Here is a 15,897-nt window from a genome sequence, read left to right as displayed (position 1 = left end):
CAAGTAGGTTTGGTGAGCCGGCTGGGACTCGAACCCAGGACCCACGCCTTAAAAGGGCGTTGCTCTACCGACTGAGCTACCGGCTCACACCGGGGCGTAGGGTACCTGAGGAGCAGCGGCAAAGGCACAATGGCTGCCCCCGACCGGCATCGCGGCGCCACCCCTTCCCTTCCAAGCGGAGGTGGTCCTTTCCGATACGGCCAAGCGGGGTACAGTCCCTCCGATGCCGGATGAAACGCTGACCTACCAGAGCTCGGGTGTCGATATCGACGCGGCGCACCGTTCCTTGCGGGCGGTCCTGCCGGATATTCGAGCCAGCTACAACGAAAACGTCGTGGCAGGCGTCGGCGGGTTTGGGGGCCTCTTTCACGCCAGCTTTCCGGGCATTCAGCAACCGGTTCTGGTGTCGAGCATCGACGGCGTAGGGACAAAAACCCGCGTGGCCGCCATGATGGGCGACTTTTCGGGGCTCGGCTTCGACATCGTCAACCACTGTGTGAACGACATCCTCTGCCAAGGCGCCCGGCCCCTGTTCTTCATGGACTACTTTGGGACCTCCATGATCCAGTCGGAGCAGTTCCAACAGGTCGTGGGCAGCATCGCCAAGGCCTGCACCGAGCTTCAGATGCCGCTTCTTGGAGGCGAGACTGCCGAGCTTCCCGGCGTCTATCACGACGAAGAGATAGACATCATCGGCTCCATCGTGGGCGTCGTAGACTTCGATAGGCGCTTCCCTCGCGGTCTGGCCCAAAGTGGCGACGCGCTGGTCGGAATCGCCAGCACCGGGCTCCATACCAACGGCTTCTCGCTTGCACGCAAAGCACTCTTTGAGATCGCGGGCTATTCTGTGCGCGACGAAATCCCAACGCTCAACTCAACCATCGGCGCCGAGCTGCTCCGGCCCCACAAGTGTTACTTCCAGTCTGTCTATCCTCTGCTCCAAGAGGAGTTCGGGGTCAAGGCCGTGGCGCACATCACCGGCGGCGGCCTCTACGACAACTTGCCGCGCGCGCTTCCGACCGATATGCAGGGCATCGTCGATCGGCGCACCTGGACCCCGCTCCCAATCTTTCAGCTCATCCAAGAGGCCGGAAACGTTCCCGATCAAGAGATGTTTCGCACATTCAACATGGGGATCGGAATGGTCCTCCTGGTAGACGCCGATGCGGCGGCGGCGGTCGTACAGCAGCTCAACCAAAGCGGCGAGGCGGCGGCGGTGATCGGACAGATCCAGAGCGGGCCACACGACGTTCAGATCGTCTAGCCGCTTGCCGCATCGGGGCATCGGGTACGGTGGCCTGCCGGGCCGAGGCCTAGGTTTCGCTGGCGAGACGCCCACCCTACAGGGTTCTTCTGAAACGCGCCTGAAAAACCCGGGAAACCAAAACAGGGCTCGATTCGTTCAGAATCTGTAGCCATGAAGCTGTTGTTCGTCTCCCTTCTCACGCTCGCTGCCCTTTCGGCGTTCGCGCAGGTCCTTAAGCCCAAGCCTGGAACCGACGCCCAGTACAAGCCAGGCGCTAAGCCCGCCAAAGGCGAAGAGGTCGCCATCCTCGACACAAACCTCGGCAAGATCGTGCTGCGCTTCTTCCAAGATAAGGCGCCCGGGCACGTCGCGAGCTTCAAGAAGCTCGCCAAGAAGGGATTTTATGACGGCACCAAGTTTCACCGCGTCATCCCCGGGTTCATGATCCAGGGCGGCGACCCGAACTCCAAAGACGACAACCGAATGAACGATGGCATGGGCGGCCCGGGATTCACGATCAAGGGCGAAATGAACGACGTTCCGCACTTGCGCGGCATCCTCAGCATGGCGCGCACGCCCGATCCCGACTCTGCCGGCAGCCAGTTCTTCATCTGCGTGGCCGATGTCCCCTTCCTGAACCCGAAGTTCTCCGGCGGTAAGCTGGTTCCTCGTTCAGAGGGCTATACGGTTTGGGGCGCGGTGGTCACTGGCATGGACGTGGTGGACAAGATCGTCAACCTGCAGCGCGACCGAAACGACAACCCGCTCGCCAGCAACCCGGCGATCATCAAGAAGGTCACCTTCGCCAAGTGGCCGGTGAAGTAGGTCTGTCGGTGCGGGTGCGCGGGTTCTTGGTCTGTATGTCAAGAACAGCGTAGCCGCCGGTTCCGTGCCGGCGCAACCAGGGTCCCACACGAAGGTTGGGATCAATGTAGCCGCCGGTTCCGTGCCGGCGCAACCAATCCAACCGACCTACAGGCCATTCAACAGCGCCGCCATCCTCTCCCTCGCCATCTCAAAACACCCCCTTTTGAGGGGCGGCTTGTTGAAGTAGACGAAGGAGCTTGCGGGCTCATAGCCGCCCTCGTCGTAAGCGACTTCAGGGCACACATAGCCGATCAGACCATTCGCATAACCCACGACCCACAGCGGATCGCCGCAATCTGCTCGCAGGTGGTCGCCCATGGTCGAGAACACTTCCGCCCCGAAGCAAGCGATCTTGAGCGGCCCGATGCGGATCGCCTGAAGCGGCAATTCCTGGGGCGCCCAGCGGTGGTCGAGCGGCTCCATCCACCGCTCCCACATGTCCACGGCTTCACAGGCACGCCCCACCCACTCGTTGTTCCAGTCCCGAATCTCGGCGCGCAGCGCTTCCGCTCTCGCTCGAAGCTCCGCGTCGCTAAGCTCTTCCACGGGGAGCCGGATCGTCTCGTCGGCGGCCTTGATGGGCCCCTCGATCTCCTCCGCGTGCTCAAGCGCTTCGAGGGCGGAGTCCGCCATCTGCTTGCCCCAGGCCTCACAGGTTGTGAAGTCCACGCCGACGTCGGGAGGGTTCAGGTTGCCGCAGGCGCCGTTCGTGAACAGCACCACCGGCCGCCCGGGCAGGCTGCGCGACAAGTGGTCGGCGGCAAAACCGTGCAGGTCGCCGCTGATCTTGCGGTTCTGCCCGCCCAGCGCGACCGGGTGGCACGGGTAGTTCGCGAGAACTGCCAGGTAGCTCCCATCCTCTCTCTTGATCCCCAGCGCACCGAGCCGATGGTCCACATGCGCGCTGGCAAACCCGCGGCGGTCCTTGCTCAAGGTGCACTCCGCCCGGCCGAGGTGGAGGGTGGCCGGCTGGGGTCGCGTCGACGCCAATACCGATGCCCGCGGAAAGCTCTCCCAAAGGTCGCTTATGTACTGAAGATCCCGATCCGAAAATGGGTCACCAGGTTCCCACGCCCCGCAGTTGTTAAGCTGAGCCAGAGGTGGTCCCGAATGGGTGTGAGTCGCCGAAATCGCGAAGCGCCTCAATAGCCAGTAGTTCACTGCCCCACGCGTGGCATCGGTAATCCACGAACAGGTTGGACCATCGAATCCGAGCAAATCTGCGTGGAGCCACTGAAATGTCCCACCCTCGGCATCGTCGAGGTACAGCCCATTCGCAAACAGCGGATCATTCACCCCAACCGACGGCTGTTCCCGCGCCACAAACCCCGACAACTCAACACCGACGGGCGGGCTGATGTCGACCTGAGATGCTCCTGCTTTGAACATGATCAGTCCTCTCAGTGACCTTCGATGATTCCACCGCTATCTCCTCCCCCTCGAGGGGGAGGCTGTGACCCCGATCATCGGGGGAACAGTGTGAGGGTGAACCCCCGCCAAGATTCCGACTACCCGGGCAATACGATGATTGGCCACGCGAGAACCCCCTCACTCCGTTCGCTAACGCTCACGGTCTCTCCCCATGGGGAGAGATGGAAACTCCGAACATGACGGAGGTTTTCTGCCGTGTTCCACCCTCACTCCGTTCGCTGACGCTTACGGTCTCTCCCCATGGGGAGAGAGGGAGTCAGTCTGGAGCGATGCTCGGCCCTCCCACACCTTCTCAAACGCATCCGCGATGTCGTCGATATCCCTCTCAGAACCCAGCAGCACCGACTGGTGCATCCAGCAACCCTCCGTCGAGCAGGCCCGCTCGGCGACGGGGCAATGCACCTGTCGATAGTCGAGCGTCGGGTTCTGCTCGAACGCCGCCGTGTATGGCCCGAAGTCAGGACCGGAAAAGATCGGCTGTCGGTAAAGAGGAATCTGGTATCCCGCAGCCACCGGAACCCCCTCCGCGTTCATCGCTTTGACGAACGTCTCCCGCGAGAACCCCCAGGCCTCGTCATCGAACCTGAAAAGGTAAAGGTGATATGCCTTCACGGTCTCATCCTCCCCCCTGGGTTGATGGGCAATTCCGGGAACCTGGGATAGCCGCGAAGTGAGCCGCGCCGCATGGGTCTCTCGGGTGGCAGATTGATCGGCAAGCCTCCCAAGCTGGCACCGCAGCACCGCCCCCTGAAACTCGGTCATCCGGTAGTTCGAGGCCATCAGGTTGTGCTCATACCAGGCCCCGCCGGGCCGCCTCCCGAAGTTGTGTATCGAGCGGCACTCCTCGGCCAGTGCTTCATCGTTCGTGATCACGATCCCACCCTCGCCGGAGGTCATGTTCTTGCTGTCCTGGAAGCTGAAGCATCCCATTGCGCCGATCGAACCCAGCCCCTTTCCCTTCCAAGCGCCACCGTGCGCGTGTGCCGCGTCCTCGATCACCGACAACTTATGTCGTCGGCCGATATCAAGGATCCGCTCCATATCCGCCGCTCGACCGGCAAAGTGAACCGGGATGATCGCCTTGGTTCTCGGCGTGATCGCCGCCTCGATTCTATTGGGATCGAGATTATAGGTCTCGGGGTCGATGTCCACGAACACCGGCGTCGCGTTCTGCTCGACCACCGCCGTCGCCGTCGCCAGAAACGTGTACGGCGGCACGATCACCTCATCGCCGGCCCTCACGCCGCACGCCCATAGCGCCAGCCTTAGCGCCACCGTGCCGCTGGTGTTCGCGATCCCAAACCGGGCTCCGTGCGCCTCGGCGAACTCCTGCTCGAAGCGCTCGACCTCATGCCCGCCGACCCGCCACCAAGCGCCGCTCCGCACAACGCGAAGAACAGCTTCCTCCTCAGCCGAGTCCCACACCGGCCACCGTGGAAAGGGGGTGTTTCGAATGGGCTCCCCGCCCTGAATGGCAAGCTTGATCATCGTTTGCCTCTCACTTCTCGCCTTTTGTCCCTCACTCAAACCTCCATCCGTCCAGCCAAATCGTAAACGGGTCGCCGCCCCAAGCGTCCATCGACAGGCTGAAGGCGTTTGCGTGCTTCAGGTCGGGCGTGCCCTCGACCGTCCGCTCCCAATCGTCGTTGCCCGCAAGCGGAATCTCCACGCGCATCCACAAATAACGCGCCTCGCTGTAGGGCATTCGGTTCACATAGAGGTTCGCGCCTTTGGAGGGCTGGATCTTGATGGTGCCTTTTGCCGTGTAGAGCCGCACCACTGGACCCGGCTCCTGGAATCCGGGGATGTTCGGATTCTCGGCCTTCATCCAAAATACCAGCGACTTCCTCTTGCTCAGGTCCCAATCCGCCTTTCGGTCGCGAGGGAAGATCGCGGTCGCATAGAGTCCCTTATAGGGGTTTGGGCTCCACCTGAGCGAGGTCTTGCCCATCACCGAATCGGTATCGTCGGCGAAGATCAGGCCGCCGTCGGGCTCCGTGGCGCCCGGCTGCTCACCGGTCCACTGGGCGGCAGAGCCCTCGGTACCGAGTTCCCGGCCTATCGGGTCTCCCACCCCAACCCCTCCCTCATTTCGCCGAGCCGAAACAAGGGTGGGGCTTTCCGCCACAATTAGGTCGCGAAACGCCATCCCGGCCAATGCCCCGTTCGACACATTAAGCCCCACACGGTAGTAGCCGGGCTTGTCGAACTTGCGGCGCACGGTCGGGCCTTCGGCGGATTCCGCATTGAACCGCCAAGAATAGGTCAAGGCGAGCCCCGCCGGATCGGAACTGCCGCTCGCATCGAACACGACTTCCTGCCCGGCCTCGGCCCGCTCCGGCCCTCGGAGCCGCGCGATCGGCGCCCGAGTGATCTTCTCGTCCCAAGGCGCACGGATCAGGTGCTCGGTGTCGGATATCTCGTCCTCCTTGTCGTTTCCGATCAGCACGTTGTTTCCAAGGTGAATCCAGTCGCCATACCTGCCCCAGACCCCGAACTTGTTGTCCTCGATGCGGTTTTGCTGAACCACCCAATGCAACGTCCTCCAGGCGGCGCCCTTGGTGGCCGTGTCGCCCCGGAACACGATCCCGCCGCCGTTGTTGCCCACCAGCTTGTTCCCGGAAATCAAGCTGTGCGAGCTTGTGCCACCGACTATCACGATCCCGCCGTGCGCGAAGCCTCCCTCCGGCGCGTTGTGATATCCGGTCGGCAAACCGTTATAGCTCGCCTCGTTGCCGATCAGGGTCGTCTGGTCGCTGCCGCCGAGCCAAAACCCGTACGACCCCCTGTTCGCGACGTTTCGGATGAACGTATTGCCGGGGCTCCACGATTCCACGCAGTTGTTATTCGCGAAGCTCGTGTCGTTCTCAATGAACACGTTCCCCTTCGAGATCCAGCCGTTCAGCGGGCGGATGAACACGCCGTCGCCGCCATGCGTGATCTTGTTGCGATAAAACGTGTTGTCGTTCGAACCGGACTCGATCAGCACGCTAGTGGAGTCCCTCGCGTGGACCTCGCCTTTGTCGCGGTCGATGCGGATGCCGTAGCTCATGTCGTTGTTCAGGAACTTGTTCCGGCTCGAGGTCCAGAGCTTCGCGCACGTGTTCGACGTGTGCGAAAAGTCGTTGTCGAGGAATAGGTTGTCGTCGCAGTTCGTGAGGCTCAGCGCGTCCCAAACTTGATTAGCCTTGTTGTTCCGGAACACGCCAAGCTTCACACCCTCTAGGATCATCCCGCCCCGCGCGGGAAGCTCGCCCCAACCGTGCTCCGGGTTGTGGTAGTTGGTCGAGAAGTCGCACCCTTCCACCACCGGCGCCGTGCAGTCCTTCACCTTCAGACCGATGGCGAAGCCCTTAGCCTTCAGGTTCTTGACCGTGACGTTGGTGCAGCCCTCGACGAGCACGCCGATACCCGCTTCCTCGAAGGTCTTGAGGTCTCCAGGCTTGCCAGGTCCGCTTAGCGTCAGCCCTCCCCCATCCAGGGTCACGTGGTCGGCCTTGACCACGATCCGCGTACGCAACACGTCTGAGGCGGTGAGCACCGTGTCCTTGGTGATCACCAGTTCGCGGTAAGGCTGAGGGGCGGTCTGAGCTCCCATGATGGAAAGGCTAGCACCGATTAGGATCGCAAGCATGACCCAAGATTCGATCTATTGCGCAGCCTGACCTGCTTCACTTTGGGCGCGTGCAGGATCACCGACACGCCAGAGCGAACTCAAAAGCGAACGCCATGATCGCCGCGCTCTGCATCCTCGCAGCCGCCCCGGTAGCCGGGGTGACCCTTTACGTTGATCCCACGGGAAACGACCGATGGTCGGGACGGCTATCCAGACCCAACCGTGCCAAGACCGACGGCCCGCTGGCCACGCTGGACGCCGCGCGCCTCAGGCTTCGTCTGGTACCCAGATCCTCGCCCGCCACGGTCCACGTCGCTTCCGGCCTCTATCGCCTGGCGAATCCCCTGGTTTTCGAGCCCGATGACTCCGGGACGAAGGCAGCCCCCCGCCGCTGGGAAGGGCCCGCTGCCCGCTCGATGAAGGAGAGGCCAGCCGTGATCTCCGGTATGAAACCGATCTCGGGCTGGAGAAAGCTCCCCAACGGCTGGTTCCGGACCAACCTGCCCGAAGTCAAAGCCGGCAAGTGGGACTTCATCCAGCTTTTTGTCAACGGCGAGCGGCGCTACCGGCCCAGGCTTCCGAAGAACGGCTATCACACGGTCGCCGAGCACGTGGACCCCACGCCCGAATCCAAGGGCAAGGGCAACGACCGGTTTCAGTTTCATCCGGGCGACATTCGAGGCGATTGGGCGAACCGCGACGACGTGGACGTGCTCAACTTCCACGAGTGGATCATGTCGCGCAATCGCATCAAGTCGGTGGACGCGCAGGCCAACGTTGTCACCTTCAAGGCTCCCACCGGCACCGATGCGTGGTGGCGCGACTTCAACAAGGGCTACCGCTTCCTGGTCGAGAATGTGAAGGAGGCGTTGTCGGAGCCGGGCGAGTGGTATCTCGACAAGCCGACCGGCGATCTGACCTACATCCCAAAACCCGGCGAGAAGCTGGCCGTCCTGAAAGTCGAGGCGCCGATCGCCACTTCGCTCATCGAGTTCAGAGGCGATACCGACAAGCGCAAATGGGTGGAACACGTCGTCTTCACGGGCCTGCACCTCGAGGGCACCAACTGGGTAGCGCCACCCGAAGGCCGCAACTTCCCTCAGGCCGAAGCAGACTTGCGCGGCGCGGTGAACTTCTCCGGCACGCGAGACTGCGCGTTCTCGGGCAACACGATCGCTCGCACGGGAACCTACGCCATCGACATCGGCCCCGCCTGCAAGCGCATCACGATCGCAAAGAACGAATTGTCCGACCTCGGCGCGGGCGGCGTCAAGATCGGCGAAATGAGTTGGCAAAAGGATCCGGAACTGCTCACCGAGCGTTGCCAGGTCGTCGCCAATTCCATCCACGGCGGCGGGCGCCTCCATCCGGCGGCGGTGGGCGTGTGGATCGGCCAGAACCCCCACAATCACGTCGGCGGCAACTTCATTTGGGACCTCTACTACACAGGCATTTCGGTAGGGTGGTCGTGGGGCTACCAGGAGAACGGCGCGCACCACAACACGATCCTAGGCAACCGGATCGGCCACATCGGACAGGGAGTTTTGTCGGATATGGGCGGCATCTACACGCTTGGCCCGCAAGCCGGCACCGTCATCCAGCGCAACCAGATCCATGACATCCAAAGCTTCAGCTACGGCGGATGGGGAATCTACCCGGACGAAGGCAGCACCGGCATCCTGGTCGAGAAAAACGTCGCGTTCCGCACCAAGAGCGCGGGCTTCCACCAGCATTACGGCAAGGAGAACGTGATCCGGAACAACGTGTTCGCCTTCGGCAAGGAAGCGCAGCTCATGCGCACCCGCGCCGAGCCTCACCTTTCGTTCACGATGGAGCGCAATCTCGTGCTCTTCGGCGACGCTCCGCTGCTCGGCAGCAATTGGACCGGCGACAACTTCAGGCTCGATAACAACCTGTATTGGCGGGTTCCCAATCCGCAATCCACAATCCGAGATCCGCAATCGTTCGACTTCGCGGGCATGACATTCGATGCCTGGCGCAGCAAAGGCCAAGACGTCCACTCCCTGATCGCCGACCCGATGTTCATGGACCCGGCCAAAGGCGACTTCCGCCTCAAACCTGGCTCCCCGGCGCTCACAATCGGCTTCGTCCCCTTCACCCAGCTCGATTGCCGCGGCCTTGCCGAAAGGAAGCTCTTGCCCCGGGCGTTTCCGTGAGTTCATAGATTCATACCAATAAACGTATGGTAGAGTAGTGGGATGGACCGGCAAGTCAAGCGTACGTATTCTCTGCCAGAACAAGCCGTGGGGACCTTTGAATCCGTGGTCGAGCCAGGAAAGCGAAGCGCGGTCATCGGGAGCTTGATCACCGAATGGCTGGACCGCCGGCAGCGAGATCGGCTCCGTTACGAAATTGCGGCAGGATGCAGGGAGATGGCCGATATCGCCCGCGAAACGGCGCGCGAGTATCTGCCCCTCGAGGAGGAGCTTGAGCGTGGGTCCAATCCGAAGGGGTGATGTGGTTCGGGTCCGTCTGGACCCCGTCGCCGGCTCCGAGCAAGCTGGTGAGCGCCCGGCGCTCGTGATCTCGCCGGACATAATGAACGAGCACAGCCCGGTCGTGACCGTTGCGGCAATTACCAGCCGCAAGACCGAACGGATCTACCCATTCGAGGCTCTGATCGAACCGCCGGATAGAGGGTTGGACCGCCGGTCGAAGGTCATGCTGTCGCAACTGAGGACGATTGATAAGAGCCGAGTTGTCGGCGTCTACGCAACCCTTTCCGATCAGGCGATGAAACAGGTCGACGAGGCCCTTAGCCTCGCCTTGGGCCTCAGAAGAGTCTGAGGCACTGCCGCGGCCTGGCAGAAAGAATGCTCCTCACAAGAGCATTCCCGTAATCCTGTGCTATCCTGTTGAGTGATCGTTCAACTCAGATGGCACATCACGCCGACACCAGAGAACGCCTCATCGAGGCGGCACGTGACCTGTTTCTGATTCAGGGCTACAACGCTACGGGCGTCGCTCAAATCCTCAAGCAAGCGGGCGTCAATAGCGGAAGCCTCTACTACTTCTTCCCGACCAAAGAGGACCTTCTTCTTGCCGTGCTCGAATGGTATCGCGACAACATCTACGAGGGCTTGCTCAAGCCCGTGTTTGAGCGCGTGGACGATCCCGTTGAGCGCATCTTTGGAGTCCTGGACGGCTACCGACAAGTCATCATGATGACGGACTTCCAGTACGGATGCCCCATCGGCAACCTTGCGCTAGAGCTCGCCAACAGCCATCCAAAGGCCATGCAATTGGTCTCCGCCAACTTCGACAATTGGCGAAAAACCATCGAGGAGTGCATCCAGGCCGCGGCCGGACGGTTCCCAGAGGACGTCGAAGGTGCGGCGCTCGCAGCCTATACCCTGGCCGTCATGGAGGGAGCCGTCATGCTCTCAAAATCGTATCGGAGCCTCGATCCCTTCGACCAAGCCATCTCCCAACTTCGCGACCACTACGACCGCCTGATCGCCGACGGCACGGCCTGGGCGCAACCCAGAAGGGCCTGATCAGCACCACAAATCGTCTGCGGAAAATCAACTTAGTTGATCGTTCAATAAAAACTGTGTTAGAATGCTGAGACCGTCGGATCTGGAAGTGTCGCCATGCTAAATCTCGTCGCCGCCATCGCCCTTGCGCCCATTCAGGGCCCAGCCAACCTCAAAGACCACTCCATTGGTGCGTTCAAAAAGGACGTCGTCGAGCTGATCGAGCGCAAGGCCGAGACCCCCGGCAGGGAAACCCTGTTTGCCGATCGCTATGGGTACCGCTACTTCTTCGCCAACGAGGCGAACCGACGCGCCTTTCTTGCCGCTCCAGAGAGGTACGAAGTCCAGCTCGGCGGCGCTTGTGGCAGCATGGGGCCGCTCTCGGGCCGAGGGTCCACCGAACGGTTTGCGGTCCACGCAGGCAAGCTCTACGTTTTCGCATCCGACGGTTGCCGGACCCGCTTTCTCGCCAATGCAGACCGCCTGGTAGATCGCGATGCGCCCCGCCCCAGCGGCACAGCCCCACAGCTTGCCGCAGGGAGGAGCTGGGTCGAGAAGGCCGTTACCTGGTGCGGTGGATCAAGCAGGGTTGACGGGACCAACTGGTATCGAGAGCTGACCGAAGAAGTCGTCGAATCCGGCGGAAACAAGTTCGACCACAGCGAGGTATTGGCCGTCAGGTTCCCTGGCGAGGTCGCGATGATCAGCAAGTGGAACAGCAGCGAATACTCCTCCGTCTCCACGCCAAAGGACGGCTTCTTTGCCGCAGGCAGCGACGTGGAACCGATGCACCCGGTTCAACGGCGCGCCATGGAAAGGGTGCGAGACCTAAGGCTCTTGACCCTTCTGAAGGCGCGAAAGCACAAGGACTTCGTGGCCATCGAGCGCGCCGCGTCGCAAGATGGCGCCAACGTCGAAGTTTGGTTTGGCGGCACTTCGGCGGTGCTAACCCTTGAGCCCACAACCGGCAAGCCGCTGTCGCTGAAGACGACGGGCCGAGGCACGGGTGCGCTTGTCGGCGAGATCGTGCTGCGCTACACGGCCTTTGGCGATTTTGGCGGCCTGAAGCTGCCGGTGAGCTGGGAAGGCACGTTCGATGGCAAGCCGAACAAGGCTCTCTCCGCCGAGCGCGCCAAGATCGCTCTCGACGGCGTGGGCATCTCGTTTTCACGTCCGAAGAAGTAGGGGGCGCCGGTCGCGTCAGGGCCTAACTCGCCACCTCATTGCCTAACGTGTAGTGCCCTGCGCCCAACGCCTAATGCCCAATGCCCAATGCCTAATGCCTAATGCCTAATGTCTATTGCCTCTTCAACCCCCTGCGAGGGGCGGCATTCCCTCTCCGTTCGTCAATCGTCAATCGTAAATCGTCAATTCCCTAGGGCCTCCCACATTCGTAAATCGTAAATCGAAAATCGTCAATTCCCTAGCGCTTCCCTCATTCGTCAATGGTCAATCCCCACGCTTCTCGCTTCTCGCCTCTCGCCTTCCCCATCGCTCATCGCGTATCGCGCATCGCTTTCTTGTCCCGCACGGCCATCCCCACCCCCATCACCAGCCCAAACACAAACCCCCCGCCCGTGATCCACATCGTCGCCTCGTCCGAGGGCCGCCAGCCGGTCAGCGTCTGGATCATGAGCTGAACGTACATCCGCGACTGGTCTTTGTCATCACCTCGCCCCCTGGGGGAGAGGTCGGTGAGGACGCAGTCCGAACCGGGTGGGGGGTCGCTGCAGGTGCCAGTCGGTGCAAAGGCAATACCCCCACCCGCGCCAAAATCCGAACACGAGCCACGAGCACGCCGTCAGCCCCAGCGTGACGAGCTGCCACTTCCGCGTCTTCCGGCTCACCCACCCGAACAGGTTGAACAGAATCAGCGCCGTGTGAAACACGAAGAACGCCGCATTCCCAACCGCCAACCAGAACATCTGAACGGATTATGGGCCGATCTCTGCCTTCTCGCGTCCCGCCGTTCGCTCGTCTTCTGCAGCTAGCCCGCCGCTGCACGAAAGCGCACGAAGATGTGATCTGGAACGACGTGCTCTAGCTTCCAGAGGAGACTTATCGGCTTCTCTCCCTCGCTGCTTATGGGATTTGCAAGGCCCAGGCAAGTGAACGGGGAGGTGCGACCGTCCTCCACTTTCTGCTCACGAACGAAGAACAGGTGCCGTCCCAGTCCTTTGCAGAGCCGCTCACCTGTAGGCGAAGACGCGGTAGTGGTCGACTGGCTTTCCCAGTGAAGCTGATCTGGCGCGATGAAGTAGTCGGCGTATCGAGTCGTTGGCGAAAAATCGCGCTCGGACTTGCGAAGCGTGACAAGATGTACGTCCAGTCCCAGTTCGTCAACGTAGAATGTTCCTTGCCTCATTGAGTCGGGTCTCTCGCGGAAGGGCGCTACAATTTCGTCGCGCGTGTAGCGACTATGAAGCGAAAATGGGAGATCGCTGCCTATTGCCGGACGGTGCTGGGCTCGCTCTTCGACGACCGACAGCAGCTCAAGCAACTCGTCCTTCGCGATGGAATCGAGTCCGTCCAGGGACGTCGACCGATTTAGCGGGATGGCTATCATGCGTTCCCATCGGGGATCACCCTCTGCGCCTTCAAGCCAAGCTCGATATCCATCAATACGCCTAAGATCGTCAATGTGCGTGAAGGAACCCACGCGTTTGCTATCCTGCGATTCGCGCGATGTCAGTCCCGCGGCATACTTCAGAATGCTGAAGCTCCGGCCTTTATACAGGTCTGAAAGCTCGAGCCCCGACTCTTGAAGGAATGAGCCCAGCGTGATGGCCTTCCCAGCCGCATGCATCCGGCGCAGTTCGTCCACAATGGCTCTGGTACTTGAAGGAATCGCTTCCCGCACGTTGCGCAACACGCGGTCTTGCGTCTCTCGGTCAAGTCTGATATGGCATCCTGGAGGAAGCATCGGGAATTCGCCCCTAACCGCCTTTTCCAGGTCTACACGCGTTAGTCCGGTCATGGCACGAAACCGCAGATCCATTCGGAAGCGCCGGTTCTGCTGCCCGACAAAGTCAAGAACCGTCAGGGCGCCCTTCTCAGAGTGATTGCGTAGCCCGCGGCCGAGTTGCTGTATGAAGACTGTCGCACTCTCCGTCGGCCGCAGGAATAGAACTGTGTTGATCTCAGGAATATCGACACCCTCGTTGAACAGATCCACAGTGCAAACTATCGAGAGGTCTCCTCTTCGAAAGCTCTGAACGAGCGCTTTCCGTTCCTCTGGAGGCAAGCCAGAATGGAGTGCGCGAGCGTCCAGCCCGGCGGATCGGAACTGAGCCTCCATAAACACCGCATGCCTAATGGTCGCGCAAAACGCAACGACGCGCATTCGGTCCACGTCCTCAACCTTCTCCAACAGTTCGCGGATGATGATTCGAGCCCGATCTGCGCCTCGATCGACAAGATGAAGGTCAAGTTCGGCGTCGGCGTAATGACCGCCCACCCAAGTCACATCTGTTAGATCGGTCTGATCGTCGATCCCAAAGTAGTGAAAGGGACAGAGAAGCTTGCGGTCAAGCGCATGCCACAACCGAAGTTCGTAGGTTGGCGTGCCGAACCGCTCTATGACGTTACGTCCGTCAGCTCGCTCGGGGGTGGCGGTTAGGCCGACGAGTTGCTTCGGCCTGAAATGATCGAGGAGCCGAAGATAGGTCGGCGCCTCGGCATGGTGGAATTCGTCGATAACGATCACATCAAACTGCGATTGTGAGATCTCAACGAGATTCCTGTGAGATAGCGACTGAACGGACGCAAACAAATGTCGCCAGTCATCTGCTCGTTCCGCACCAACGTGCAGCTCGCCAAAATCGCTGTCCTTCATTACAGCTCTGAATGCACCAATGGACTGCTTGAGGATGTCTTCACGGTGCGCCACGAACAACAAGGTAGGTCGTCCGCCGTATTCGCGGCAAAGCCGACTGTAGTCAAAAGCAGCCAGCAAGGTCTTCCCCGTGCCGGTTGCTGCGACAACTAGGTTCTCCGTCTTGCCCTCAAGCCGAGCATACGCCAGTTCGTCCATCGCCTCTTGCTGGTGCGGTAGCGGATGAAGGTCAGCAAAGAAAGCGATCGAGTCTTGGTCAGCCCTTTGAGACCTCAGCGCTCTCTTCAGTCGATCCGCATCCCTTTCCGGATCGAACAACTCAAAGAGTGGATCTTCCCAAAGTCTGTTGAAAGTGACGATTAGTTCCTGGAGTACCTGAGGAGCATCCTTCAGCGACAAGCGGATATTCCACTCCAAGCCATCAACTAGAGCCCTTGGCGACAAATTGGACGAGCCTACTGTAGCTGTAGTGAAGCCGGTATTGCGATGAAAAATCCACGATTTGGCATGGAGTCCGGTCTTTTGCTCACTTCTTTCGTACACGATCTTGATCTGGGCGCCAGTTTGGGCAAGTCTGTCGAGAGCTCGCTGATTAGTAGCGCCAAGGTACGTCGTCGTGATCACCCGCAACCGGCTCCCATAGTCCTTCAAGAGGTCGAGAATGAGATTCAGCCCTTGATTGCCAATGAATGGGCAAATGAGATCTATTCGATCGGCCGAAGAAATCTCAGAGCGCAATACGGTGTGATAGTTCAGACCTTGGTCGTTCGTCACCAGAGCGCTCTGCGCCAGGGGAATCAAGGGGAAGTTGACCTTCTCAACGACTGCGTCATGGATCGCGCGAAGAACGGCCGCCTCAGCGTTTTGCTGGGAGCCGGCAAACCCTAGGATGGCGTTCGCCGAACGGATCAGGCTGTCCTCCGGCGCCGCTTCTCTAATCGCAACCAAGTACTCGCGAGCGCGGGACGCTATGTGGCGGGCGAGATAGTCTGTCGCATCCTCGGGTGCGAGCTGATCTATCCGTGCCTTGAGCGTCGGTGGCAAGGTCTCGAGTTCGACGCGCAATGCAGCCGTAACCAGTTCATCATAAACGCCTTTGCTCAAAGATGGCATACGATCACAGCATAGCGGCGCTCAATTCCATGGCAGCCTGAACTTGGCATGTGTTTCACCTTCTTTGGCCGGGCACTGAAGGACACTATTCGGCATGGCGATTGAACACCTCCGCCACCGCCTCCATCGCCGGGACGCACGTTTCGAGCGGGGAAAGACCTGGAATTGGACCATGAGAGGGAATTGACGAATGACGATTGACGATTTGCGAGACGCGAATGGCGAGAGGCTACATTCCGCTAAAGGGTTCGCCCTCCGACTCCGGATTCCCTTCAAATCCTATGTCACTCCC

13 protein-coding genes and 1 tRNA gene are annotated in these 15,897 nt (G+C 60.6%); 7 read left to right on the top strand and 7 right to left on the bottom strand.

Translation table 11 applies throughout. The features are described 5' to 3' along the window. Positions 1-10: 10 nt before the first annotated feature. Positions 11-86 (bottom strand) — tRNA-Lys (locus HZC36_10875). Positions 87-223: 137 nt separating this feature from the next. Here HZC36_10875 and HZC36_10870 point away from each other — a divergent pair. Further along, positions 224-1,264, top strand: a complete 1,041-nt coding sequence (locus tag HZC36_10870; GenBank protein MBI5707476.1) for a phosphoribosylformylglycinamidine cyclo-ligase — start codon at positions 224-226, stop codon at positions 1,262-1,264. Between the two features lie 153 nt (positions 1,265-1,417). Further along, entirely contained in the window at positions 1,418-2,071 is a 654-nt protein-coding gene (locus HZC36_10865; protein MBI5707475.1) for a peptidylprolyl isomerase, read from the top strand. 147 nt (positions 2,072-2,218) lie between these two features. Here the strand turns inward: HZC36_10865 and HZC36_10860 are convergent, their stop codons facing one another. From HZC36_10860 to HZC36_10850, 3 genes are all read right to left on the bottom strand, one after another. Beyond that, entirely contained in the window at positions 2,219-3,502 is a 1,284-nt protein-coding gene (locus tag HZC36_10860; GenBank protein MBI5707474.1) for a hypothetical protein, read from the bottom strand. A 267-nt stretch (positions 3,503-3,769) separates the two neighbouring features. Further along, positions 3,770-5,032, bottom strand: coding sequence for a DegT/DnrJ/EryC1/StrS family aminotransferase (locus HZC36_10855; GenBank protein ID MBI5707473.1), 1,263 nt, complete (start codon positions 5,030-5,032; stop codon positions 3,770-3,772). Between the two features lie 31 nt (positions 5,033-5,063). Then, positions 5,064-7,178, bottom strand: a complete 2,115-nt coding sequence (locus HZC36_10850; protein MBI5707472.1) for a right-handed parallel beta-helix repeat-containing protein — start codon at positions 7,176-7,178, stop codon at positions 5,064-5,066. 50 nt (positions 7,179-7,228) lie between these two features. Here HZC36_10850 and HZC36_10845 point away from each other — a divergent pair, with 50 nt between their 5' ends. The 5 genes from HZC36_10845 to HZC36_10825 all read left to right on the top strand — a co-directional run bounded on the left by HZC36_10845 (position 7,229) and on the right by HZC36_10825 (position 11,842). Beyond that, entirely contained in the window at positions 7,229-9,337 is a 2,109-nt protein-coding gene (locus HZC36_10845) for a right-handed parallel beta-helix repeat-containing protein (protein ID MBI5707471.1), read from the top strand. A 42-nt stretch (positions 9,338-9,379) separates the two neighbouring features. Beyond that, complete coding sequence (locus HZC36_10840) at positions 9,380-9,637, top strand: hypothetical protein (GenBank protein ID MBI5707470.1); 258 nt, start codon at positions 9,380-9,382, stop codon at positions 9,635-9,637. Next, on the top strand, positions 9,615-9,968 hold the full coding sequence (locus HZC36_10835) for a type II toxin-antitoxin system PemK/MazF family toxin (GenBank protein ID MBI5707469.1): 354 nt from the start codon (positions 9,615-9,617) through the stop codon (positions 9,966-9,968). Before HZC36_10840 ends, HZC36_10835 begins: the two co-directional genes overlap by 23 nt. 89 nt (positions 9,969-10,057) lie before the next feature. Beyond that, positions 10,058-10,678 carry a TetR/AcrR family transcriptional regulator gene (locus HZC36_10830; GenBank protein ID MBI5707468.1) on the top strand — a complete coding sequence of 207 codons (621 nt, stop codon included), beginning with the start codon at positions 10,058-10,060 and terminating at the stop codon, positions 10,676-10,678. Between the two features lie 96 nt (positions 10,679-10,774). Then, positions 10,775-11,842: a hypothetical protein gene (locus tag HZC36_10825; protein MBI5707467.1), complete on the top strand. Its 1,068-nt coding sequence runs from the start codon at positions 10,775-10,777 to the stop codon at positions 11,840-11,842. Positions 11,843-12,152: 310 nt separating this feature from the next. On the opposite strand, the gene HZC36_10820 is transcribed toward HZC36_10825, so the two are convergent. The 3 genes from HZC36_10820 to HZC36_10810 all read right to left on the bottom strand — a co-directional run bounded on the left by HZC36_10820 (position 12,153) and on the right by HZC36_10810 (position 15,596). After that, positions 12,153-12,305: a hypothetical protein gene (locus HZC36_10820; GenBank protein ID MBI5707466.1), complete on the bottom strand. Its 153-nt coding sequence runs from the start codon at positions 12,303-12,305 to the stop codon at positions 12,153-12,155. 19 nt (positions 12,306-12,324) lie between these two features. Beyond that, positions 12,325-12,582: a DUF2784 family protein gene (locus tag HZC36_10815; protein ID MBI5707465.1), complete on the bottom strand. Its 258-nt coding sequence runs from the start codon at positions 12,580-12,582 to the stop codon at positions 12,325-12,327. A 62-nt stretch (positions 12,583-12,644) separates the two neighbouring features. Next, positions 12,645-15,596, bottom strand: a complete 2,952-nt coding sequence (locus HZC36_10810) for a DUF3427 domain-containing protein (GenBank protein MBI5707464.1) — start codon at positions 15,594-15,596, stop codon at positions 12,645-12,647. Between the last annotated feature and the right edge of the window lie 301 nt (positions 15,597-15,897).

The organism is Armatimonadota bacterium (genome assembly GCA_016223145.1).
GTDB lineage: Bacteria > Armatimonadota > Fimbriimonadia > Fimbriimonadales > Fimbriimonadaceae > Nitrosymbiomonas.
This window is presented reverse-complemented; position numbering and strand designations above follow the sequence as displayed.

What these genes read in the sequence shown, in the direction of transcription:
- HZC36_10870 (MBI5707476.1), top strand. Translation starts at nt 224, where the DNA reads ATGCCGGATGAAACGCTGACCTACCAGAGCTCGGGTGTCGATATCGAC.
- HZC36_10865 (MBI5707475.1), top strand. Translation starts at nt 1,418, where the DNA reads ATGAAGCTGTTGTTCGTCTCCCTTCTCACGCTCGCTGCCCTTTCGGCG.
- HZC36_10860 (MBI5707474.1), bottom strand. Translation starts at nt 3,502, where the DNA reads ATGTTCAAAGCAGGAGCATCTCAGGTCGACATCAGCCCGCCCGTCGGT.
- HZC36_10855 (MBI5707473.1), bottom strand. Translation starts at nt 5,032, where the DNA reads ATGATCAAGCTTGCCATTCAGGGCGGGGAGCCCATTCGAAACACCCCC.
- HZC36_10850 (MBI5707472.1), bottom strand. Translation starts at nt 7,178, where the DNA reads ATGCTTGCGATCCTAATCGGTGCTAGCCTTTCCATCATGGGAGCTCAG.
- HZC36_10840 (MBI5707470.1), top strand. Translation starts at nt 9,380, where the DNA reads ATGGACCGGCAAGTCAAGCGTACGTATTCTCTGCCAGAACAAGCCGTG.
- HZC36_10830 (MBI5707468.1), top strand. Translation starts at nt 10,058, where the DNA reads ATGGCACATCACGCCGACACCAGAGAACGCCTCATCGAGGCGGCACGT.
- HZC36_10825 (MBI5707467.1), top strand. Translation starts at nt 10,775, where the DNA reads ATGCTAAATCTCGTCGCCGCCATCGCCCTTGCGCCCATTCAGGGCCCA.
- HZC36_10820 (MBI5707466.1), bottom strand. Translation starts at nt 12,305, where the DNA reads ATGTACGTTCAGCTCATGATCCAGACGCTGACCGGCTGGCGGCCCTCG.
- HZC36_10815 (MBI5707465.1), bottom strand. Translation starts at nt 12,582, where the DNA reads ATGTTCTGGTTGGCGGTTGGGAATGCGGCGTTCTTCGTGTTTCACACG.